This is a genomic window from Chloracidobacterium sp. N (genome assembly GCF_018304765.1).
GTDB lineage: Bacteria > Acidobacteriota > Blastocatellia > Chloracidobacteriales > Chloracidobacteriaceae > Chloracidobacterium > Chloracidobacterium aggregatum.
Genome location: NZ_CP072642.1, coordinates 1904523 through 1925506, shown reverse-complemented (window position 1 = coordinate 1925506; position 20984 = coordinate 1904523). Strand labels below are relative to the sequence as shown.

Below are 20984 nucleotides of genomic sequence, written 5' to 3'. Positions count from 1 at the left end.
TATCATTGGCGACTTCGCTTCGTGGCGGGTGTAGCTCAGTTGGTTAGAGCGCTTGATTGTGGCTCAAGAGGTCGTGGGTTCGAATCCCATCACTCGCCCCACCTGCTGGCTCCCTGCACCAACCCAAACCTGACGCGCCAGCGGCCCACTGCCGGAGCAGCCGGTGTGCGGAGGGTCCGGTGTGGCGGCGGACGGCTCCGCTGTGTGCTGGGCCGGAAATCCGTTCGTGGTTTCGTGGTTGACAGTGACGCTATCCACGAGTAACTTGGCGGCTTGCTTTTCAAACTACCGTCTGGCGTATCAGGGCCCTGCTGCCTGTCTCGCTTTCGTTATGATTGAGTTGTCATGGGGTGTCAGTGGAATTGAGGTGGGTTGCTTCTTTGCCGCCGGAGCCAACCTGCTGACGCCGGACTTGTCGCTTTTCGTCACCGTGGGTGTCTTCCTGCTGGTGGCCTATCTGCTCAACACCCTGGTTTTTAAGCCGGTTCTGGCTGTTCTTGACGAGCGCGCGCGTCTGACAAGCGGGTTTCGTCAGCAACTTGGAGATTACGACGAGCGGTTGGCCGAATACGAAGCCGCACTGCGTGCGGCGCGGGTGGATGCCGCCAGGATCATCGAGGAACGGCGCGCAGTGGCACTTCAGCGGCGCAACGAGCTGATCGAATCCGCCAAGCAATCCGCGGCTGCCGAGGTCGCTGCGGCAACCCAGGCTCTTGAAGCGCAGGTGGCGGCGGTGAAGCAAACCCTGACCCGCGATGCCGAACACCTGGCGGCTTCGATTGCCAGTACGGTTCTGGGTCGCCAGATTGGAACACCGTCATGACCATAACGCTTTTGGTGTCACCGTTTTTGGCCGCCGGGATTCCTTTGTGGGCCAAGTTTCTCAACTTCACGATTTACGCCGGTCTACTGGCCGTGCTGCTGGCCAAACCGATGACGGAAGGCCTGCGCAAACGGGCGCAGAACATCCGGGACGCCCTTGACCAGGCCGGCCAGGAGCGACGGCTGGCCGAAACCAAGCTGCGGGAACTGGAAGAGCGTTTTGCCCGGCTTGAATCAGAACTGGCGGCCATTCGCCAGCAGGCTGAACAGGAGGCCCAGGCGGAGTACCAGCGGATTGTGGCGGCGGCCGAAGCCGATGCCGCACGCTTCCAGCGCTTGGCCCGGATGGAGATCGAGGGCGCGAGTCAATCGGCGCGGCTGGAACTGCAAGCCTTTGCCGCATCGAAGGCCGTGGAGCTGGCCGAGGCGCTGATTCGCCGGGAATTATCGGCAGCAGACCAGGCGCGGCTCGTGGCAACCTACACGGCCCAACTCGAAAAACAGCGTGCCTGACGGGAAGGATGTGACACGGACTGCCGTATGAGTTCACTTGCCAATCGCTATGCCCGCGCCCTGGCTGATGCCGCCGGGGATGATTTTTCAACCGTTGCGGCCGAACTCAAAGCCTTTCACAAGCTGGTGACGACGCACGAGGAACTGGGTGAGGTCTTTGCCAATCCCACGATTCCGCTGGAGCAGAAAGAAGGCTTGCTGCGCTCGCTGGGTGAGCGTCTGCGGCTGCATCCGATCACGGCCAACTTTCTTGGGGTGGTGCTCCGCAACCAGCGGATGTCCCGGCTGGATGACATCCAGACGGCTGTCGAAGCGCTCATGGATGCCCACCTGGGGATTGTGCCGGTGGAAGTCACCACGGCCCTCCCGCTTGGCGTCAGCGAGCGGCGGCTGCTGGAGCGCCGGCTGAAGGAAGTCGTCGGCTCTGACATCCGTCTGACCTACAGGGAATCCCCCGACCTGATTGGCGGCATCGTGGCCCGGGTTGGAAGCAGGTATTACGACGGTTCGATCCGTACCCAACTGGCCGAATTTCGGGAGCGACTTACCCGGCGCTACTAACCGGCCGGACTGTTTCGAGGAATGACATGGAAGCCATTCGCGCTGATGAAATCAGTCAACTCATTCGTGAACAAATCGAAAACTTTCAAGCTGGTGTCACCGTCACTGAGGTCGGGACGGTCATCAAGGTGGGCGACGGCATTGCGGAAATCCATGGTCTGGACAAGGTCATGGCCGGGGAGCTGCTCGATCTGCCCCATGACGTCAAGGGGATTGCCCTCAACCTCGAGGAAGACAAGGTTGGCGCCGTGCTGTTCGGGGAATACCACGCCATCAAGCAGGGCGATTTGGTCAAGCGCACCAAGCGCATCATGTCCGTTCCGGTCGGCAAAGGCTTTCTGGGGCGGGTCGTCAATGCCTTGGGTGAACCCATTGACGGACGCGGCCCGATTGCCAACGACGGCTTCAATCCGGTGGAGCGCATTGCGCCGGGCATCGTCGAGCGCAAGTCGGTCAAGGAGCCGATGATGACCGGCATCAAGGCCATTGACGCCATGATTCCGATTGGTCGCGGACAGCGGGAACTCATCATCGGCGACCGGCAGACGGGCAAGACCACGATTGCCATTGACACCATCATCAACTCGAAGGGCAAGGACCTGATCTGCATTTACGTGGCGATTGGCCAGCGCAAAGGCTCGATTGCCCAACTCGTCAAGCGCCTCGAAGAGCATGACGCCATGGATTACACGATTGTGGTCTCGGCGTCGTCGTCCGATCCGGCCGCCATGCAGTACATTGCGCCCTATGCCGGCACCGCCATCGGGGAATACTTCATGGACCGCGGCCAGCATGTGCTGTGCATCTATGATGACCTGTCCAAGCACGCCGTGGCCTACCGTGAAATTTCGCTGCTGCTGCGGCGTCCGCCCGGACGTGAAGCCTATCCGGGGGATGTGTTCTATCTTCACTCGCGGCTGCTCGAACGGGCGGCCAAGTATGACGACAAACGCGGCGGCGGCTCCCTGACGGCACTGCCCGTGATTGAAACCCAGGCGGGGGACATTTCGGCTTACATTCCCACCAACGTCATTTCCATCACGGACGGCCAGATTTTCCTCGAAAGCGACTTGTTCAACGCCGGCATCCGCCCGGCCATCAACGTCGGCAACTCCGTTTCGCGGGTGGGCAGCTCGGCGCAAACGAAAGCCATGAAGCAGGTTGCCGGAACGCTGCGGCTGGAGCTGGCGCAGTACCGGGAACTGGCAGCCTTTGCACAGTTTGGCTCCGACCTGGACAAGACCACGCAGCGCCTGCTGGCGCGTGGGCAGCGCCTGACAGAAATCCTCAAGCAGGGGCAGTATGTGCCCATGCCGCTCGAAGACCAGGTGTTCGTCATCTGGGCCGCGACAAACGGCTATGTGGACGACATCCCGGTGTCGGAAGTCCGCCGGTTTGAGGCCGAACTGCTGACCTATCTCAAAAACAATCACGCGGTGCTGCTCAAGGACATTGCCACGAAGAAAGAGCTGACCGACGACATCAAATCCAGAATGAAGGCGGCGACGGATGCCTTCAAGCAGACGTTCATTGTCCGCGCCTGAAGCCGGGGACTGAAGTCGGGGCCTGACGCCCAGCCGCTCCGTGAGAGGTTTCCATGCCGAACCTGCAAGGTGTTCGACGGCGGATCAAGGCCGTCAAGAACATGCGCCAGATCACGAAGTCCTACAAACTTGTCTCGGCGTCGAAGCTTCGCCGGGCCCAGGAGCGGGTGACGGCGAGCCGTCCCTATGCCCGCAAGATGCAGGAAGTGCTACGCAATCTCGCGGCCGCCACGACGGACTTCACGAGTCCGCTGATGGAGGAACGGACGGGCAACCGGACCCTGCTGGTGCTGATGACGGCGGACAAGGGCCTGTGTGGCGCTTTCAACGCCAACCTCATCCGCGCCGTCCAGCAGTACCTGACGGACCATCCCAATGAGCGGGTGGAACTCGTCGTCGTGGGACGCAAGGGGCGGGACTTTTTCCGGCGGCGCAACATCCCTATCCGCAGGGAATATGTCAACGTCACCTCGAAGACGTTTGGCTATGAAGTCGCCGTCGAAATTGCCCAGGACCTCCTCAACATCTACGAAGGGGCGGCGGCGGAAGAGGAGACCGTCGCCGTACGCCCTGACCGCGTCTGCCTGGTCTATGCCGAGTTCCGGTCGGCAATTTCCCAGATTGTCCGCATCGAACAGCTTTTGCCGGTCGGCAGGCAGGCTGGCCGTGAGGCCGAGCCATCGGCGATGAGTGCGCCCCCGGATTACATTTACGAACAGCCTCCGGCGGAAATTCTGGGACGCCTGCTGCCGCGCTTCATCGAAACCTGTATTTTCCAAGCCCTGCTGGAGTCGGTGGCTTCCGAGCATGGCGCGCGTATGGCCGCCATGGACGCTGCCAGCCGGAATGCCGGGGAAGTCATTGCCAACCTGACCCTCGCCATGAACCGCATCCGCCAAGCGGCAATTACGAACGAAATCATCGAAGTCGTCAGCGGCGCGGCGGCACTGTAGTTGACGCTCAGTGCATACAGCAGAAGGCTGAAAGGGTTCATCCGGGCGTCGGGTGGGCGGCCGGGGCTTTGAATACTTGCCTTGGTCTGTCCGGTTGTTCACACTGGCGTCACAGCCTTCATCCTGCTGCCGGGAGGCACGCCCGCCATGTCTTCGCCTTCGACTGTGACGCCGCCAGCGACGCCCATGACCATCGAGGAATTCCTCGTCTATGCCGAGCGGGATGGCTTCTTTGAACTTGTGCGGGGGGTTCCCGTCGAAGTGGCGCCACCGGGTTTCAAACATCAGCTCATTGAACAGGCTCTGCTGGTGTATTTGATGCGGGCCATTGCCGAGCGCAACCTGCCCTACATCGCCATGCTGGAAACGGGTGTCCAGACCGAACCGCTGACCGTGCGGGTGCCTGACCTTCTGGTGTGTCGGGAGCAGACGGCAGAAAGCAAGCTGGCCGCATACAGAGCCACGCAGCAGGACGATGTTTTGCGGTTGAACGATGATGTCCTGCTGGCTATTGAAGTTGCGAGCAAGAACTGGCGTCAGGATTACGGTGTGAAGCGGCAGGAATACGCCCGGCGCGGCATTGGCGAGTATGTGATTGTGGATGAGAAGCGCAAACAGGTGATTGTCAACCGCGACCCGGACGTGGAGCAGGGCCGGTACGGGGAGGAAAAGGTCTATGTCCCGGGCACGGTCTTTGAGCTTGCCGCACTCGGAGGGTATCCGTTGGAGACATCAGTCGTCCTGACGCCAGTCTGGACCAGTGAGGTCATTCGGCAGGAAATCGCGCGTCTTGAGGCTGAGCAGCAGGCGCGATTGGAAGCTGAAGCCCAAGTGAAGGAAGCCGAGGCCCAGGCCGCAGCCGAACAGCAGGCACGGTTGGAAGCCGAAGCCCGTGCGAAGGAAGCCGAAGCCCGCGCGAAGGAAGCCGAAGCCCAAGTGAAGGAAGCCGAGGCCCAGGCCGCAGCCGAACAGCAGGCACGGTTGGAAGCCGAAGCCCGCGCGAAGGAAGCTGAAGCCCAGGCTGCCGCTGAGCAGCAGGCACGATTGGAAGCTGAAGCCCGTGCTGCGGCCGAACAACAGGCCAGGGCCGCCCTGCTCGATGAACTGGCGCGCTTGCGCACCCGCCTGGGGCAACAGACAGACGATGCTTCCTGATGATACCCCCGACCGGAAGGCGCGGTTGCCCGGTGCGTTGACGTCGAAAACACAGCAACCGGCAGAAACATCCCCGCCGCCGCGCTGGTGGCCGGTCTATACGGTCACGTTGCTCTACGTTGCCGCCGTGATCCTGCTGCTGGACTGGCTGACGCGCCACTTTCATCCATGACGCGCCGCTGCCTTCTGTCACCCGGTCTGTTTTTTGCTCTGGCGCTGGGGCTGCTGGCCACCGCCGTGGTATTGGCCGTGGCCATCGGAAGCGTCACGCTGCCGCCAGCGACGGTCGTTTCGGTTCTGGCTGCCAAGGTGTTTCCGTGGCTCGATTGGCCACGCTTCACGCCCACGGATGAAGCCATTGTCTGGGCGCTGCGGTTGCCACGGGTGCTCGTGGCAGCCCTGGTCGGTGCGGCGCTGGCTGTGGCCGGAGTGCAGATGCAGGGGTTGTTTCGTAATCCGCTGGCGTCGCCGGACATCATCGGCACAAGCGCGGGGGGCGCGCTGGGGGCCGTTATGGCCATTTCAGCCGGACTCGCAGCCGTTTCGCCGCTCTACATTCCAGCCTTCTCTTTCGTCGGAAGCGCCCTGGCGCTGGTGGCCGTCTATGGTCTGACCGTCCGGGCCGGGCGCGTGCCCGTCACCACGCTTCTGCTGGCGGGAGTGGCCATCGGGGCGCTGTGCGGCGCGTTCACGGCGCTGCTCGTTTCACTCGCATGGAAGCGGTGGGAAGTCGCCCAGGAAATTTCCTTCTGGCTGATGGGCGGATTTGACAGCCGGACATGGCTGCACGTGCGGCTGCTCGCGCCCTGTTTCCTGCTGGGAGCCGGGGTGGCGCTGGCCTATGCCGCCGAACTTGATGTGATGTCGCTTGGCGAGGAAGATGCCCGGGCGCTGGGCGTGGAAACCCGGCGGACGACGTGGACCATCCTGCTGTCGGCGGCGCTGCTGACCGGAGCCGCCGTGGCCGTGGGCGGGATCATCGGGTTTGTGGGCTTGATCGTGCCCCACGCCGTCCGCCTGCTCGTCGGCCCTCGTCACCGGGTGCTGATTCCGGCCTGTGCGCTGGTGGGGGCGGCGTTTCTGGTGGGTGCAGACCTGCTGGCGCGGACGGTCAATCGCCCCGAAGAAATCCGCCTGGGGATCGTCACGGCCCTGATCGGCGCGCCGTACTTTCTGCGGCTGTTGCTGCGGCCCGGCCCCTGAGCCTGAAAACCTGCCAGCCTTTCAGATGAGAAAAGGCGCGTAATCGAGCCGGTAGCGCAGGTTGGTTTCCCGTGTGCCGATAGGACGGGCCGGAACGCCGCCAACGATGGTGTAGGGCGGTACGTCCTGCGTGACGACTGCGCCTGCGGCCACCACCGCCCCTTCGCCAAGGGTGACGCCGGGCATGACAATGGCGCGGTAGGCAATCCATACCCGGTCGCCAATGATGACCTCACCGCCCTGATCGGCAAAATCCGGCGACTGGGGATCGTGGCCAAGGGTGAGAATGGTGGCTTCCGGGCCGATGGAGACATCGCTGCCCGTCCGAATGGCGTAGCGCCGGCCGTCAAACAGACAGCCGAAGTTGATCGCATTGCGCGGGCCGAAGAACACCTTGCGGCCGTTGAGAAACCGGCAGCCCATCTGAACCCACGTCTGCGTACCGCATGCGCCCAGATAGGCCCGCAGGTAAGCCCGGCGGACATAATGCGAAGGAAAATGCGTCAGCCAGTGATTGTAGGCGTAACTGAGCAGGCTTCCGGCCAGCACGCGCGGCGTCATTGCTCAACCTCGCCCAAGATGCGTTCCGCCACGTCGCACAGAATATGCCCGATGAGGATGTGCATTTCCTGAATGCGCGGCGTCGCCTCGGAAGGGACGCACAGGCACAGGTCGCACAGGGGGCGCAGTTTGCCGCCGGTACGTCCGGTCAGTCCGGCCACCATCAGTCCCTGCTGCCGGGCCGCTTCGGCTGCACGGAGCACACTGGGGCTGTTGCCGCTGGTGGAAATCGCTATGAGCATGTCGCCCGGACGCCCCAGCGCCAGCACCTGCCGGGCAAACACTTCCGTGTAACCGATGTCGTTGGCTACGGCAGTCAGGATCGAAGTGTCCGTCGTCAGCGCCAGGGCTGGAAACGGCCGGCGGTCACAGAGAAAGCGTCCGACGAGTTCGGCGGCCAGGTGTTGGGCATCGGCAGCCGAACCGCCGTTGCCGCATAGCAGAACGCGCCCATCGCGGCGGAGGGTCTCCACCAGCCGGGTGGCCAACTCCGCAATCGTGGGCAGGAGTGGCGGCAGTGCGGCGGCAACTTCCGCGTGTTCACGCAAAGCCGCCGCCGCAATCTCGGTTGGCAGGAGGGGTGGCTGGGGAGAGGACGCCATAGGACAATCTGCACATCAACAACCCGGACGCTAGCAGGAACGCCAGCGAAGGGCAATTCCGCCGGTATGACGGAAAACGTCCACCGGATGCCGCCCAAATCCAGACAGGTATCAAGGTTCCGAAGGGCGGCGGAAGACTTCCCGCAGCAGCGCCGCCGCCCACTGCCGGGCCGCGGCTGACGTGCCGGCCGCGTTGAAATGCACCCGGTCGGGCTGGCGCATGTCGGGGCCCAGTTCGTCGGTGTCCGGTCCGGGCAGCGCCAGTCCGGTTTCCCAGACGCGGCGTTGGCCATCGCGTACGCCGGCAAAGGTCTGCCCATCCTTGAAGGATGCCCGCGCAACAACCCACGTCAGCGGCGTCTCTGTTCGGACGGCTGCGCGGGTGGCTTCGATGATGGCCGTCAGACGGGTGGCGTATTCGTCGGCCGCCAGGGCGCTGTCACTTTCGCCCTGATGCCACAGAATGGCGCGCGCGCCCTGGGGGCCAAGCGCCTGAAGCACCTGCACCAGATGCTGGAAGTGGGGCGTTCCGGGGGCCCAGTCGCGGATGCTGCTGCCGCCGACGGCCACATTGACAAACCCGACCGGCGTGCCGAGGCGTTGCACCAACAGGTCGCCCACCAGCGGCCAGACCGAACCGCCGCCGTTGAGCACCTGTGGGTCGTGACCGGCCCGCCAGGTCAGACGCCCATCTTCACCGACGAGACCCGTGCGCACCAGCGGCGACGCGGCCGAAAACAGCGTCGTGCAGCTCCCGGCCGCGTTGGACTGCCCGGCAACGATGAACACCTCGCCAACGCATACTTCGCCCACTTCGACGTGATTGAATGCCTGTGGCGGACGTGGTTCGCCAACGCGCAGCCAGACCGGTTGGCAGCCGGTCGGCAGCCGCAGCGTGCCCTGAAAGTGCGTCCAGGTTGGCGCAGCCAAGGTTTGCCACTGGGGCACCGAGTGGTCATCGGCGTTGGCTACCGCCGCTTCGACGGTCTGCGCCAGCCAGCCCGCCCGGCCGGTGAAACCGACGGATGCCGTTCCGTCCGCGCCGCGCTGCACCACCTGCCCATCGCCCGGAAAGGAAACGGCATGAATCCGGCGGTCAAGGTAGAGCGTACGGCGCAACCCGAACCAGTTGTTCCAGACGGCAAGGCCGGCCAGCAGCACCGGCAGCAGCAGGGCCGTCCCCCAGACGGCGAAGAAGTGCCGCCTGGCTACCATGGTGAGACCCCTGCTTGGCGCAGACGCTGGCGACAGTCCCAGCACCGGCGGCGTCCCTGCCACCAGCCGCGCCAGTAGCCCCGCAGCGCCGACCACTTCGTAGCATAATCAAACAGCGGAATGCGCCACCAGCCGCCATGTCCGCCACGCTCACGATAACGCGCCAGCGCCGTTCGCAACCGCCACAGCCGGAGCGCGGTCAGGGTGACGCCGGCCAGCAGCAGCAGTCCACCGATGACCGGCAGGCGTCCCAGCCAGACGATTTCGACCGCACCGACCAGCAGCCCCACGGGCCAGGCCAGAATTTCAACCAGCAGCCGTCCGCCGACGAGCAACCCGTATGTGCGCCAGATATCCGCCTCGCCAGCGCCGAAAAAGTTGCGTTCCGCTTCGCGCCGGAACCGGCGCAGGGTTGCCGGCCGCTCCCAGAAACAGCGCGGTGTCGGGGTGCCGGCTACGCGCGTGGTTGTAGCGTGGAGCAGCAGCGCAAACACCATGTCATCCGCTGCCAGCGTCAGGTCTTCGGGATAACCGCCAAGCCGTTCCCACAGACGCTTGCGGTAGGCAATGGCGCGCGAAGACGCATGGGCGGTGGCCGTCGCCCGCAGGGCAAATTCCCGGTGCATGGCAAATTCAACCCGCGCCCACACGTCGGGCAGGTCTTCGTAGCGCACCATCCAACTGCCCATGACGGCCTCCAGCGTGGCATCTTCGAGCAGCGGCGCGGCCAGTTCCTCCAGCCAGCGGTCATCCCACTGGCAGCCCACATCCGTGGAAACGATGATGTCGTGTGTTGCGCGCTGAATGGCCAAATTGCGGCCGCGGGCGACGTTGCAGCCGTCTTCACGGGCGACGACCAGCCGGTAGTCGAGTCGTGGGCAGTAGGCTTGCAGGAACTCCCACGTGCCATCGCGCGAGCCGCCGTCCACCACGACGATTTCCCGTGGGCAGAGCGTTTGCCGCTCCATGGCGGCAAAAAACGCCCGGCAGCCCTCCAGGTCGTTGAGTACGGTCGTCACGAGTGACACCGGAGCGTAGCGCGCTTCCGACGTAACCATGCGTCAGTCGAGTTGGCGGCAGGCGGCAACCCACAGCCGTAGATTGGCCGCGACATTGCGGAAGTAGTCCTGCAACGCCTCGCCCCACAGAAACCCGTTCTGCCCGGCGGCCCAGGCTTCAATCCGGTCGGCCAGTTCAAGGGCCGCCGTCCCGTAGTCCGTGGCTGGCGTCAGCGGCGTTTCGAGCAACGGCAGCATGTCGTCCAGTACGACCATCCCGGCCAGCTCGTGCCACAGGTCAACGTACAGGTTGTGGGGCGTGCGGCGATGCTCCACCACGGGCGAGCCGACGCGCACCCGGTGCCCGACAGCTTCGGCGCACAGTTGCACAAAGTAGCCGCTGAAGATGTCGCCAAACCGGTCCAGTTTGAGGCCGGCCAGCGAGACGCCCATTTTGACGTAGTAGTAAGCCGGCAGTGCGGCGCGCATCACGGCCGTGTTCTGCGTGTTGATGGGCGACCGCACGCCGCGTCCGAGCAGGTAGCTTTCGGTGAAGGCTTCCCGCGTGGCGCAGCGCGTGACAATGCGCGTTGCCGCGTCAACATCCGGGTCGCCTGACCACAGGCCGGCATTGACGGCGACGCGCCCGGTTTCCGCCGTGGCGCTGACTGTTCCGCAGGCGAGTGTCCGGCGCGGATAGGGAAAACCGCGTGGATATACCGTCTGCCCTCCGCCCAGCGGCGGGCAGTCCACCGTCATCATCGAGCAGATGTTGAACCAGTTGTCGCTGCCGACCGCCACGGGCAGGGTCACGTCGCACCCCGTGACGGCATGTTCGCCGAGAAAATCCCAGCCGGGCGTGGGATAGTTGTCGTCGTCAATGCTGATGATGGGGTCGCAGCCGTCGCGGTAGGCCATCAGAAAGCCGACGTTGCGCCGGTTGTCGCTGCGCCAGGGGATTTCGGCCGCCAGTGCCGGGAAATCCGAAAGAAAGGCGCGCTGGTCGTCCGGGGTGAGGAAAAACCAGGGCAGCCCCCGGCGGGTGTAGGCGCGGACCCGCTCGGCGCAGGCTTCCGGCGTCGTCAGATCGCCGACGACGTAAAACCTGACCTCTGCGGTGCGTCCGTAACGCTCGAAGTGCTCATGGTAAGCATCAATGAACGCGCCGTCATAAATGGTGGTGACGACGATACCAAACATGGAAAACGCCTCATCTTTCGTCTGGAATAAACCGGATCTGCCGCAACGGCCACGATAGCGGCTCGCCCTTGGGGCGCAAGCCAAGTTGTTCCGCCGGCCAGGCCGGAGCCGCCTGCAACGTCACGGCGACGGGCCGACCGGGCGCAGCCCCGGCAACCGCGATTTCCCACGTGGATGACTGCCCGGCCGCCAGCGTCTGCCGGTTGGCGGTGACGCCATCCACCAGGCTGTCAATGGTGACCGGGGCCGGGTGTCCGGCAGGGATTTCCCCCGTGATGACCAGACGGCCCGGACGGTTGACCAGCAGCGTCAGCCGTGGCCTGGCCCAGTCATCCGTCCGCCACCGGCCGCCATTGAGCGCAAAGTGTACCGGCGGCGGCGCGTCGAGCCGGTAGAGATCGTGTTCCAGGCGTACGGTGCGACCCAGGTCGCGTCCGGGCACGAAGTTGGGCATCTGGAAGTGATATGCCCCGACCCGTGTGAGTTGCCAGCCCAGGGCTTCCAGGCGCGGCAGCAGTCGGTCGGTGGCGCAGTCCTCAAACAGGCGTACGTGCTTGCCGAAGGCCCGCGCATAGTGGCGCAGGGCAAGGTAATCGCCGGCGGTCGGAAGACGCAGGTCGGCGTTTTCGGGATCGTCTCCCAGCGCAAAGGCGCCAGCGCCGGCCAGTGCGCCGAGCCGTTCGTGGCCGCGCCGCTTGATCTGGTTGTCGGCTTCGACCGGAACTTCGGCTGCGGACACCTGTTCAGGGAAAAACAGGCGGGAATCGGGCGTACCTTGGCGGGCATAGACTTCGACGAACATACCGCAGCCGTGCCAGACGGCCCGTTGCAGCCGGGCCGTCTGGGCAAAGCCCGCCACGTTGAGCGTCAGCCACAGCAGCCCCAGCCCGATGACCACCTGCTGCCCCGGCCGGGGCAACGATGCCAAGGCATCGGCCGTCAGCAGCAGGGCCGCCAGCCAGCCGGCAACGACCGGCATGAGAAAGTACCCGCAGGGCCACTTCCAGACGATGAGCAGCCCAAGGGCCGCCAGCCCGGAAAGAAAGGCCACCCCGGCCAGCAACGCGACCGGATGCCGCCCACTGAGGCGCTGCCGGTCAGCCCAGAGACCCGCCAGCACGCCGCCGCCAAGCAGGAACAGTTCGGGATACCTGGTCAGGTAAATGTAGCCGTTGAAGGCCATGCTGCGCAGCGACAGATCGGCCAGCGTCAGGCGGTAGGTTGTCGGCTGGATGAGGTACCTGGAGGGCAGCCAGTAGGTCCCGACAAACAGGAGTACCGCCGCGGCCTGCCAGATGAGCAGCCCACGTTCGCGCCAGCTCCGGGCGGCATAACCGGCCAGTCCGAGCAACGCCACCGTGCCGATGGTCACCAGTCCGCTTTCCTTGACGAGCACCGCGCCCCCCGCGCACATGCCGGCAGCCAGCAGCCACCACGGCCACCGCACCGGTTGGGTCAGCGCCAGCAGCCCGAACGCCAGCGTACCCAGCAGGCCCAGCGCCGTCATCCAGTCGGCTTTGGCCAGCGTGTAGGCGTTTTCAGCCAGAGGCGCCTGCACAAAGAGGAGCGCCGGCAGGCTCCACGCCAGCCACGACTGCACCCGGGCCTGCTGTGCTGTGAGCAGCATGTATCCGCCGCCGCACAGCGCCAGCACGAGCGCCTGAACCAGATGGTGGGCGGTTCGTGAAGGGCCCAGCCCGTGGGCTATGGCGGCGTAGTACAACCAGAACACCGGGCGGTAGCGTTCGCCGTCATTCCGGCTGAAAAGCATATCCACCCAGCCGTGGCTCGTGGCCATGTCCCACACGCGCTGCTCATCGAGAAGGCCCCATGGGCGCGGCAGCGCCGACGGCAGGATGGCCACCGCCCACACGAGCAGCAGCGCCGGCAGTGCCAGTTGCCAGCGCGGACGGTTCATGGCGGAAGGTGACGGCGAAACGTCAGACATGCTTTGGTTTATGCGGGCCAGAACCGCCGGTAACGCAGGAAGCGGGGCAATCCCAGCCAGCGCCGCAACCGCATGGGCAGGTCCGGTTGGGGCGCAACGGTAAAGTAGGCGGCCAACCACTGTTCGGCGCGGGCCAGGGCGGCCTGGGCCGTTTCTAAGTCGTTGGCGCGGATAGCGGCTTCATACACGCTCGAATAGGACCGCATCAAGGCGGCGGCCTGTCCGGCCGTGGGTTGTTGCCCGCGCTCGGTCAGCCACCGCTGGTTGTACTCAGCCGCCAGATCGAACTCGCGGAGACGCTTGGCCGGATCATCCAACTGATTGCGCGCCGTCGGGGTCTGCATGCGGTAAAAAGCGCCCGTGGCCGGGCTGAAGGCCGTCGGATGGGTCATCACCAGCCGGAACCAGAACACGGCATCCTCGTTGGAGAAGCGGTCGAGTTCCTCCGGCCACAAGTACGCTTCTGCCAGGATGGCCCGTCTGACAATGGCGGCATGAACAGCCCAGGGCGGAAAGGCAAAAGCGGCATCCCGCAGCCCTGCCAGTCCCTCGTCCTGCCCGGCCGGCCGCTGTCGGGTGATGTTGCCCGGCGCTGTTTCGCGCACTTCCTGCCAGCCGCCGGCCACGATCATGGCTTCCGGGTGTTGGGCGGCGACGGTGAGTTGTTGTTCGAGCTGGTCGGGGGCCAGCCAATCATCGGCATCGAGAAACTGAATCCACTCGCCCTGCGCCAACCGGATGCCGTAGTTGCGGGCGGCACCGGGTCCTTGGCGGGGGGAGGTCAGCACATGCACGCGCGGGTCCGGGCAGGCGCGGGCCACATGTGCGCCGCCGTCGGTTGAACCGTTGTCCACGACGAGCATTTCCCAGTCCGCGACGCTCTGCGCCTGCACACTGCGAATGGTCTCTCCAATGTAGTCGGCTTTGTTGTAAAGCGGTACGATGACTGAAATCAGAGGCAAAGTCTTTTGCTCGCCGGTTTTGTGGACTGGCCGTGGCTTATGGGGTTACTGCTTTTTGGAAGTTTCAAGGGCATGCTGATAAAGCATGATGTATCGTTCAATCACGTTTTCCCATGTGAAGCGGGAGGCAATGTGGAATCCTCTTTCTCCCAGCTTTTGACAGAGTTGCATGTCCCCAAGCAACATAGAAAGTGCGCTGGAAACATGTTCAGCAACCTTTTCATCTTCGGGATGATTTTCGACAAGAATACCACCTGGATAATTTCCATTGATCTCTTCCAGAACAGGGATTTTCCTTGCAATGACCGGTTTTTTATAACGCCAGGCTTCCATATAGACCATGCCGAAAGACTCTCCGGCTGATGGCACGCAAAGTACATCGCAGGCAGCCAGGGCATCGTGTTTTTCACATTCTTCGACCAGCCCAAGTTCAATGACGTAGTTCTGGTATGGCGAGGGAACCTGGATTTGGTAGTCGTCCGGCGGCCCGATGACAACCAGCCTGGCGTCCGGGTGGTCTTTCAGAGCATCCAGAAAAGCTTTGACGGCAATGGGATAGCCCTTGTCCTGTGATCTCCGGCCGAGAAAAAGCACCAGTTTCCCGGTGATGTTGTATTTTTTTCTGAACCTCGAACCGTCTCCGTCAGTTCGGTCTTCAAATCCGTGGAGAACATGTATCTTTTGTGAAGCAATGCCGTGGCTTTCAAGAAATTGCTTCTCGAAGCGGGTATGTGCAATCAGGGCATCCGCTTGGCGGTACAATCTCAGGTCAACGAAATGATCCCCCCACTGTCCGGGATGGACGCACGGTTCGACGATAAAGGGCTTTCCGAGCTTCCTTGCGGCTGAAAGGGCTGCAAAACCAAGAAGCTCCAGTCCCTGCCCAAGGAAATGAACGACATCCGTATTGGTGATGACTCTGGCTATTTTCTCTTCGTAGGTGTGGCTGAATATGGATACTGGAAGGCGGTAGGCAGTTTTTCTGAAAAGCAAAGCATAGGTGTGCCGCAAAAACAGGGAAGAGAAATGACTGTGTCCGATGATGTGGGTTCTGATGGACTTTCTTTCAGTTACCTGGTCTTTTTCCGACTCTGTGAGATGTCTTTCGAGGGCTTTTCTCTCGTTGGTAAAACGGGTGATGATGTCAAAGTCGCAGCCCTTTTTTTGGAGTTCCTGCCCAAGCTGTGCGGCCAGCGCCTGCAAGCCACCGGTCAGGGGAAAGAATTCGCGCGTCACCAGCGTGATCTTCATGCTCGGGCCTGAGTCAGTCTGAAAGTTGGGCGGCGGGCAGGTCGGGTTGGCCTTCGTAAACCGCCCGGCAGCGCCGGGCCTGTTGGAGAAGGTCATACTCGTCCACCACCAGCGCCCGCGCGGCCTGCCCCAAGGCAAGACACTGGTCAGGCGCATCCATGACCTGCCTTATGGCGGCGGCCAGTCTGGCGGCGCATCCCGGCTCAACGGTCAGGCCCGTCTTACCATGACGCACCAGGTCCGGCATACCGCCAACCTCGAAGCTGATGCAGGGGACACCACAGGCCATGGCTTCCTGCAGCACCAGTCCGAAGGCCTCTTCCCGCGCCGGGCTCACAAACACATCGGCTGCGGAATATACCCGGGCCTTGAGATGGTCGTGGGTAATCCGTCCGACCAGAAGCATCCGGCTTTCGAGTTCCCGGCAGCCTTCCGGAACCGTATCCCCAAGCACCAGAAGCGTCAGGCGTTGCCGGTAGGCAGGTGGCAGCGCCCGCAGCGCGGCGATGAGCAGGTCACTTCCCTTGCGCGGGTCCGTGACGTTCATCGCGGCGAACATGAGCACGAACTGCGCTTCGGGTATGCCGAGCAACTGGCGGCAGGCTGATTTGTCATACGGACGATAGACTTCCGTATCCAGCCCGGATGGAATCCGGTGCACCGGCAGGCCGCCAAGAAAACTGGCTTTGACGACGGCTTCCATCCAGCGGCTCAGCACGAAAACGCCGGCCAGTGTCGGCGTCAGAACACGCCGTTTCATGTGCCATTCCAGTCTGGAGGTGTCGAACCGCATGGCCGGATAGACCTTTGGATACGGGCACCGGCCGCAGCCGGTTTGCCAGCGGGTGCAATCGGTGCTGTAGGTACAGTGTCCGGTAATGGCCCACATGTCGTGCAACGTCAGAAAGGCCCGCTTGCCCCGCAACAGTTTCGGCAACGCCAGATAGTTGAAATACCCATGGTGCAGGTTGTGCAGGTGCACGACCTCCGCTTCCTGAAACACCTTTTCCCGCGCCAGATCGAACGTGCTGGTGATGAACACATCGGGAAACCGCAGCCACCGCCCCAGCCGCGCCAGTTGGTAGTCCCGCCAGCGCCAGCGCGGCAGCGGATAAGTGTCTGTCCCGTCACCCTGAATCCGCGCCGCCAGAATCGAAGACGCCACCCCCAGCCGCCGCAACCCCGTGTGAAGCCGCCACATGGCAGTCGCGGCCCCACCCAGTTGATCGAATTCGTTGATGTGGACAACCCTCATGCCGGGCCTCATACCGGGCGTTGCTTCCAGAACCACGGTTTGAACGGGCGCAGCGTCCGCCGTATGGCATCCCGCCCCAGCGCCCATGACCACAGCGCCGGATACCGTACAGCCTGCCCCCACATCGCCCCCACCGCCGGCTCATGCGCCGTGACGATATGCGCCCACTTTTCGGCCAGCAGGGCATCGAGCACCGCCGGATCGTAGCGCCGCCGTTGCCGGTTGGCGCGGCGCAGGCGGGCAAACAGCCAGCCAATCGCGGCCGTTGGCGGCTCGTCCGAAACTTCATTGACGAAAACATACATGAGCGCGTCCAGCTCCGCTTCACTCACTTCACCGAGCAGCGCCTCCAGTTGCCGGCGCAGGACGAGGCGCGTTCCGGCCAGTTGCGCCGCCCGGCGTGACACCGTCGTTTGCCCGGCATGCAGGCGGTACTTCAGCAGCACTTCCGGCAGGTTGGCGACCGGCGCGCGATTGGCCACATCCACCCAGCAGGCATAGTCGAAAGCCAGCCCAAAACGGTCAAAATCAAATCCCCCCGGCACGGTCGCTGCCTGACGCAGCATGACCGTTGGCGTCGAAAACGGACAGGACAGCAGCAGGTGGACGGCCAGCGCCGCCGGTTCAGTCGGAAAGCGCCGCACTTCCGTCCGGGCGCCGAAGGTCTCCACCCAGCTTCCGCACATGGCCACGTCAGGATGGGCGTCGAGAAAATCCGCCTGCCGCGCGAGGCGTTCCGGCAGGCTGATGTCGTCGCTGTCCATAATGGCCAGGTAGCGCCCACGCGCCAGCGCACGGCCCCGGTTCAGCGAGCCGGCATGCCCCAGGTTGCGCTCGTTGCGCACATAGCGGATGCGCGGGTCGGTGAAGCGGTGGATGACCTCCGGTGAGCTGTCCGTCGAGCCATCATCCACGACGATGAGTTCGAGGTCGGTCAGCGTCTGCCCCAGAATGCTGCCCATGGCTTCCGGCAGGTAGTCCGCCTGGTTATAGACGCAAAGCACGACGGAAACACGCGGGGGCGTCATGAGAACACTTCCAGAAGCTTGTCGGCCATCACCCGCGCCGGATCGCGTGGGATGCGTTGCCGGATGGCTTCGGCCGCACGCGCGCCCATCCGGGGCAGCTCATCCCGGCGCTCGTAGGCCCGTTCCAGCGCCTCGTCAAGGGAAACCACATCCGGGGCGCGGGCAATGAAGCCGGTGATGCCATCGGTGAGCAGTTCCGTATTGCCGGGGATGTCGGTCACGATGGCCGGGCGTCCGCAGAGCAGGGCTTCGACCAGCGCGAGGGGCAGCCCTTCGTGGCGTGACGGCAGCACCAGCGCATGGTGGTTGCGCCAGAAAGCTTCAATATCTGAAACAAAGCCGGCAAAGTGAACGGAAGTCAACTCCAGCCAGTTGGCATAGCGGCGCAAGCCTTTCTCCCACGGCCCCGTCCCGGCCAGCGTGACGCAGACATCCCGTGTGCGCCACTTGGGAAGCGCCAGCGTTTCAAACAGTACGTCCTGCCCCTTGGCCGAGGGTTCCATCCGGGCCACGCACCCTAGCCGCAGCGGGCTGTGTTCTTCCGGCCACGGCGGCCGGGCATCGAAGGACACATTGAAGGGATTGAAAACGACTTCGGCATTGGGCAGCGACCGTCCGATCTGCTTTTCGAGCAGAAGCCGGTTGCCTTCCGAGACAAAGTATGCCCGCCGGGCCTGCACAAACATCCGGGCCACAGGTTCAACCAGCTCATCGGAGGGCATCCACAGCAGACTGTTGGCCTGCGTGATGAGAGCGTAGGGGATGTCCATCCGGCGGCATTCTTCCGAAAAAAACAGCGACCATTCATCAAAATTGGCGCCCTGTGAAATCGCGACCACTTTGGGGTGGACGCGCTCCAGCCAGCGCCGGCTGGCCAGATGCACGGGCGGCACGTAACCGCCGCCGCCCAGCCGGTGCAGCAGGCTCTGGAGTTTTTTCCGGCGGTCAAGCCGCCGGAATGTCACCTGCGTGCCGGCCGCAATGAGTTCCGTCACCTGCCGGGCCGGTTCGGGCCAGAACCTGACGTTGGCATGAATCTCGTCGCCGCCTTCCAGCAACCGCTTCGCCACTCGGCTCCAGAGTTCTTCACTCCCACCCCATGGGCAACCCTCCATGGTCGAGATGAACGCCCATTTCATGATTTTTCAAGCACGACGACGTTGGACTGGTAAAAGGTGAACTCACTGCACCACGCAACACGTTTTTGAAGCTGGCGTGAAAGCAGCCCCCATAGCAGCAGCCGATGGATGGACCAGTACATGCGGTTGATGATGCGATTGACCAGTGAGCGTCCCTTCGGCTGCGGATAGCTGCTGATCAGCAGGGTGCCCAGAATGTCCCATCCATCCCCGGCCGTTTTCTGGAACCTGACGGCAAAGCCATGCCGGGCGGCAAAGTATTGGAAGGCATAGGGCGTCGGCCGCCAGAAGTCATGGGGTTCGAGGTGCAGCATGTAGAAATGCGGGCAGGTGATGAGCGCGCGGGCGCCGGGACGCAGCAGGCGCGCAAAGTTGGCAAAGGTCGCTTCCCAGTCCGCCACGTGTTCGAGCACTTCGAGGCAGAGGATGAAGTCAAACGGTCCACTGGCCAGCAGGCCCTCCGGCAGGGGCTGGTCAATCTCACAGATCACATCCACCGTTCCTTCGGGGTTCTGTTCAACATCGAGACCGACGTAGTGAAACCCATGCGCTTCCAGCCAGGCACGGAATGGCTGCCGCCCACAGCCGACATCGAGGGCGCGCCCGCCATGAACGGCTGGAAGGTAAGTCTCCAATGCCGCTTCAACTTCTCGACGCAGAAGTGGCACGATGAAAGACTCACGTGGAAAAACCGGCGTATAGTCAGGGCGTTGAACGTAGTGCTTGCGTTCGAGCATGGTGGCTGTTTGCAGGGCGTGACAAAAACCTACCGAAGGGCTGAAGGCTGGCTGCCAGGGAGCAGCCGCCGGGCAGCGGCCCGGAGTTTTGCCCGTGCGACACGGCTGTAGTACACCAGCGGCGGCGGCTCCCGCCACTGATCCTCTTCCAGATCAGGATGTGGCGCCGGCAGACCAAGCCGCCGCCCCTGGTGGCGGAGCAGGGGTTGCCCCCGGTAGGTGGCTTCCCGGCTGCGGCGGGTGAGTAGCTCCACCCACTGGCGCAGGCAGGTCTCCGAGTCATAGCCGGACGCAACAATATGCTGCCGGGCCTGACGTGAAAGCCGCGCCCATTCCTCCGGCCGGGTGGCCAGTTGTCTGACGGCGGCTACGAAGCCCTCGCCCCGGTCACCCACGATGCAGCCCGTGACACCATCCACAACGAGTTGCCCGATGCCGCTGCGCATCGCCGTACAGATGGGGACGAGACCGGTCGCCATGGCTTCCATCAGGGCAATGGGCAGCCCTTCGTAATCCGAAAGCAGGACAAACACGTGGTGTTCGGCCATCAGCGCCTGAATGTGGGTATTGTCCACCAGTCCCACATACTGCACCCGGCCATGACCTTCCCGGCTGATGATGCTTTCAACAGAGGCCCGCGCCTGTCCATCGCCGGCAATCGTGGCCGTGACGTTCGGAAGCTGCGCCGCACGGCACAGGGCGCGGGTGACATCGGAAATGCGTTTCTGTTCCTCTTCAAGGCGGCCGGCGTAGAGCAGCCGGAGCGGCCCCTGTGTCCAGCCCGACACGGTGGCGGGGAGCGGCACGCCGTAGGGGATGCTGTGGACGGCCGTTTCAGGCGTTGCCCGCGCCTGAGCCGTCTCGGTGAGATACTGCGACACCGCCACCACATCCGTTGCCCGGAAACGCGGCTGCCCGGCCACGAAGACATCAAGCAGCGCCCGGTAGTAGGCATCGTCCGAATGCAGCATGCCCACCGTGGGGAGACCTGCCGGCCGCGTCCATGCGGCGGCGTACAGCCCAGCTATGGTGAAGTTGGGGACGAAGACCGCCGGCCGGAACGCCTCGATGCGGGACAGCAGCCACCGGATTTTTTTCTCGACGGTTTCCCAGTAGGGGAAGGTCTCGAAACGGGCCCCCCGGTCTGCCAGAGCCGCCAGCAGGGGGTAGTCTTCAGGAAGGCGGTAGCGGTCCGGCTCAAGGACAAAGGCCAGCGTCAGAACCTCGAAGCCGTGCGCCGTGACGACATCATACCAGCGGCGCAGCCATGTGTTCGGCCCGCCGGTAAAGCCCGGTGCATCGAACGTACAGATAATGACGCGCTCTGCGGTCATGAG

21 protein-coding genes and 1 tRNA gene are annotated in these 20984 nt (G+C 63.6%); 9 read left to right on the top strand and 13 right to left on the bottom strand.

Translation table 11 applies throughout. The features are described 5' to 3' along the window. Window positions 1-24: 24 nt before the first annotated feature. The 9 genes from J8C05_RS07995 (at window position 25) to J8C05_RS07955 (ending at window position 6751) form a co-directional block, all read left to right on the top strand. Window positions 25-101, top strand: a tRNA-His gene (locus tag J8C05_RS07995). A gap of 230 nt (window positions 102-331) precedes the next feature. Beyond that, window positions 332-823 carry an ATP synthase F0 subunit B gene (locus J8C05_RS07990; RefSeq protein ID WP_211421706.1) on the top strand — a complete coding sequence of 164 codons (492 nt, stop codon included), beginning with the start codon at window positions 332-334 and terminating at the stop codon, window positions 821-823. Beyond that, complete coding sequence (locus J8C05_RS07985; protein ID WP_211421705.1) at window positions 820-1335, top strand: F0F1 ATP synthase subunit B family protein; 516 nt, start codon at window positions 820-822, stop codon at window positions 1333-1335. Before J8C05_RS07990 ends, J8C05_RS07985 begins: the two co-directional genes overlap by 4 nt. 27 nt (window positions 1336-1362) lie before the next feature. Beyond that, complete coding sequence (atpH, locus tag J8C05_RS07980) at window positions 1363-1896, top strand: ATP synthase F1 subunit delta (protein WP_211421704.1); 534 nt, start codon at window positions 1363-1365, stop codon at window positions 1894-1896. A 26-nt stretch (window positions 1897-1922) separates the two neighbouring features. After that, window positions 1923-3440 (top strand): F0F1 ATP synthase subunit alpha, encoded by a 1518-nt coding sequence (gene atpA / locus J8C05_RS07975; protein ID WP_211421703.1) that lies wholly within the window; start codon window positions 1923-1925, stop codon window positions 3438-3440. A 53-nt stretch (window positions 3441-3493) separates the two neighbouring features. Then, window positions 3494-4393 carry an ATP synthase F1 subunit gamma gene (gene atpG / locus J8C05_RS07970; RefSeq protein WP_211421702.1) on the top strand — a complete coding sequence of 300 codons (900 nt, stop codon included), beginning with the start codon at window positions 3494-3496 and terminating at the stop codon, window positions 4391-4393. Window positions 4394-4540: 147 nt separating this feature from the next. After that, window positions 4541-5548 carry a Uma2 family endonuclease gene (locus tag J8C05_RS07965; protein ID WP_211421701.1) on the top strand — a complete coding sequence of 336 codons (1008 nt, stop codon included), beginning with the start codon at window positions 4541-4543 and terminating at the stop codon, window positions 5546-5548. Then, window positions 5538-5720: a hypothetical protein gene (locus J8C05_RS07960; RefSeq protein ID WP_211421700.1), complete on the top strand. Its 183-nt coding sequence runs from the start codon at window positions 5538-5540 to the stop codon at window positions 5718-5720. Before J8C05_RS07965 ends, J8C05_RS07960 begins: the two co-directional genes overlap by 11 nt. After that, a complete protein-coding gene (locus J8C05_RS07955) occupies window positions 5717-6751 on the top strand; it encodes a FecCD family ABC transporter permease (RefSeq protein WP_211421699.1) in 1035 nt (344 codons plus the stop codon). Before J8C05_RS07960 ends, J8C05_RS07955 begins: the two co-directional genes overlap by 4 nt. A gap of 21 nt (window positions 6752-6772) precedes the next feature. Here the strand turns inward: J8C05_RS07955 and J8C05_RS07950 are convergent, their stop codons facing one another. The 13 genes from J8C05_RS07950 to J8C05_RS07890 all read right to left on the bottom strand — a co-directional run bounded on the left by J8C05_RS07950 (window position 6773) and on the right by J8C05_RS07890 (window position 20981). Then, window positions 6773-7312 carry an acyltransferase gene (locus J8C05_RS07950; RefSeq protein ID WP_058867140.1) on the bottom strand — a complete coding sequence of 180 codons (540 nt, stop codon included), beginning with the start codon at window positions 7310-7312 and terminating at the stop codon, window positions 6773-6775. After that, window positions 7309-7914: a D-sedoheptulose-7-phosphate isomerase gene (locus J8C05_RS07945; RefSeq protein ID WP_211421698.1), complete on the bottom strand. Its 606-nt coding sequence runs from the start codon at window positions 7912-7914 to the stop codon at window positions 7309-7311. The genes J8C05_RS07950 and J8C05_RS07945 overlap by 4 nt, the downstream gene beginning before the upstream one ends. A gap of 111 nt (window positions 7915-8025) precedes the next feature. Further along, window positions 8026-9129, bottom strand: a complete 1104-nt coding sequence (locus tag J8C05_RS07940) for a sialate O-acetylesterase (RefSeq protein WP_211421697.1) — start codon at window positions 9127-9129, stop codon at window positions 8026-8028. Then, window positions 9123-10187 carry a glycosyltransferase family 2 protein gene (locus tag J8C05_RS07935; RefSeq protein WP_211421696.1) on the bottom strand — a complete coding sequence of 355 codons (1065 nt, stop codon included), beginning with the start codon at window positions 10185-10187 and terminating at the stop codon, window positions 9123-9125. The genes J8C05_RS07940 and J8C05_RS07935 overlap by 7 nt, the downstream gene beginning before the upstream one ends. 3 nt (window positions 10188-10190) lie before the next feature. Continuing rightward, window positions 10191-11327, bottom strand: a complete 1137-nt coding sequence (locus tag J8C05_RS07930) for a hypothetical protein (RefSeq protein WP_211421695.1) — start codon at window positions 11325-11327, stop codon at window positions 10191-10193. Window positions 11328-11337: 10 nt separating this feature from the next. Continuing rightward, entirely contained in the window at window positions 11338-13275 is a 1938-nt protein-coding gene (locus tag J8C05_RS07925) for a hypothetical protein (RefSeq protein WP_211421694.1), read from the bottom strand. A gap of 8 nt (window positions 13276-13283) precedes the next feature. Further along, window positions 13284-14237 (bottom strand): glycosyltransferase family 2 protein, encoded by a 954-nt coding sequence (locus J8C05_RS07920; RefSeq protein ID WP_211421693.1) that lies wholly within the window; start codon window positions 14235-14237, stop codon window positions 13284-13286. A 45-nt stretch (window positions 14238-14282) separates the two neighbouring features. After that, window positions 14283-15584, bottom strand: a complete 1302-nt coding sequence (locus J8C05_RS07915; protein ID WP_211421692.1) for a glycosyltransferase family 4 protein — start codon at window positions 15582-15584, stop codon at window positions 14283-14285. Continuing rightward, window positions 15502-16743 carry a glycosyltransferase gene (locus J8C05_RS07910; protein WP_211421691.1) on the bottom strand — a complete coding sequence of 414 codons (1242 nt, stop codon included), beginning with the start codon at window positions 16741-16743 and terminating at the stop codon, window positions 15502-15504. The genes J8C05_RS07915 and J8C05_RS07910 overlap by 83 nt, the downstream gene beginning before the upstream one ends. Before the next feature lie 8 nt (window positions 16744-16751). After that, entirely contained in the window at window positions 16752-17771 is a 1020-nt protein-coding gene (locus tag J8C05_RS07905; protein ID WP_211421690.1) for a glycosyltransferase family 2 protein, read from the bottom strand. Beyond that, entirely contained in the window at window positions 17768-18910 is a 1143-nt protein-coding gene (locus J8C05_RS07900) for a glycosyltransferase family 4 protein (protein ID WP_211421689.1), read from the bottom strand. The genes J8C05_RS07905 and J8C05_RS07900 overlap by 4 nt, the downstream gene beginning before the upstream one ends. Then, window positions 18907-19647 carry a class I SAM-dependent methyltransferase gene (locus tag J8C05_RS07895; protein ID WP_211421688.1) on the bottom strand — a complete coding sequence of 247 codons (741 nt, stop codon included), beginning with the start codon at window positions 19645-19647 and terminating at the stop codon, window positions 18907-18909. The genes J8C05_RS07900 and J8C05_RS07895 overlap by 4 nt, the downstream gene beginning before the upstream one ends. 29 nt (window positions 19648-19676) lie before the next feature. Continuing rightward, on the bottom strand, window positions 19677-20981 hold the full coding sequence (locus J8C05_RS07890) for a glycosyltransferase family 4 protein (protein WP_211421687.1): 1305 nt from the start codon (window positions 20979-20981) through the stop codon (window positions 19677-19679). Window positions 20982-20984: the final 3 nt, after the last annotated feature.

Excerpts from the sequence above, each read along its gene's own strand:
- J8C05_RS07990 (WP_211421706.1), top strand. The coding sequence starts at position 332 with ATGATTGAGTTGTCATGGGGTGTCAGTGGAATTGAGGTGGGTTGCTTC.
- J8C05_RS07985 (WP_211421705.1), top strand. The coding sequence starts at position 820 with ATGACCATAACGCTTTTGGTGTCACCGTTTTTGGCCGCCGGGATTCCT.
- atpH (WP_211421704.1), top strand. The coding sequence starts at position 1,363 with ATGAGTTCACTTGCCAATCGCTATGCCCGCGCCCTGGCTGATGCCGCC.
- atpA (WP_211421703.1), top strand. The coding sequence starts at position 1,923 with ATGGAAGCCATTCGCGCTGATGAAATCAGTCAACTCATTCGTGAACAA.
- atpG (WP_211421702.1), top strand. The coding sequence starts at position 3,494 with ATGCCGAACCTGCAAGGTGTTCGACGGCGGATCAAGGCCGTCAAGAAC.
- J8C05_RS07965 (WP_211421701.1), top strand. The coding sequence starts at position 4,541 with ATGTCTTCGCCTTCGACTGTGACGCCGCCAGCGACGCCCATGACCATC.
- J8C05_RS07960 (WP_211421700.1), top strand. The coding sequence starts at position 5,538 with ATGCTTCCTGATGATACCCCCGACCGGAAGGCGCGGTTGCCCGGTGCG.
- J8C05_RS07955 (WP_211421699.1), top strand. The coding sequence starts at position 5,717 with ATGACGCGCCGCTGCCTTCTGTCACCCGGTCTGTTTTTTGCTCTGGCG.
- J8C05_RS07950 (WP_058867140.1), bottom strand. The coding sequence starts at position 7,312 with ATGACGCCGCGCGTGCTGGCCGGAAGCCTGCTCAGTTACGCCTACAAT.
- J8C05_RS07945 (WP_211421698.1), bottom strand. The coding sequence starts at position 7,914 with ATGGCGTCCTCTCCCCAGCCACCCCTCCTGCCAACCGAGATTGCGGCG.
- J8C05_RS07940 (WP_211421697.1), bottom strand. The coding sequence starts at position 9,129 with ATGGTAGCCAGGCGGCACTTCTTCGCCGTCTGGGGGACGGCCCTGCTG.
- J8C05_RS07935 (WP_211421696.1), bottom strand. The coding sequence starts at position 10,187 with ATGGTTACGTCGGAAGCGCGCTACGCTCCGGTGTCACTCGTGACGACC.
- J8C05_RS07930 (WP_211421695.1), bottom strand. The coding sequence starts at position 11,327 with ATGTTTGGTATCGTCGTCACCACCATTTATGACGGCGCGTTCATTGAT.
- J8C05_RS07925 (WP_211421694.1), bottom strand. The coding sequence starts at position 13,275 with ATGTCTGACGTTTCGCCGTCACCTTCCGCCATGAACCGTCCGCGCTGG.
- J8C05_RS07915 (WP_211421692.1), bottom strand. The coding sequence starts at position 15,584 with ATGACCTTCTCCAACAGGCCCGGCGCTGCCGGGCGGTTTACGAAGGCC.
- J8C05_RS07910 (WP_211421691.1), bottom strand. The coding sequence starts at position 16,743 with ATGAGGGTTGTCCACATCAACGAATTCGATCAACTGGGTGGGGCCGCG.
- J8C05_RS07905 (WP_211421690.1), bottom strand. The coding sequence starts at position 17,771 with ATGACGCCCCCGCGTGTTTCCGTCGTGCTTTGCGTCTATAACCAGGCG.
- J8C05_RS07900 (WP_211421689.1), bottom strand. The coding sequence starts at position 18,910 with ATGAAATGGGCGTTCATCTCGACCATGGAGGGTTGCCCATGGGGTGGG.
- J8C05_RS07895 (WP_211421688.1), bottom strand. The coding sequence starts at position 19,647 with ATGCTCGAACGCAAGCACTACGTTCAACGCCCTGACTATACGCCGGTT.
- J8C05_RS07890 (WP_211421687.1), bottom strand. The coding sequence starts at position 20,981 with ATGACCGCAGAGCGCGTCATTATCTGTACGTTCGATGCACCGGGCTTT.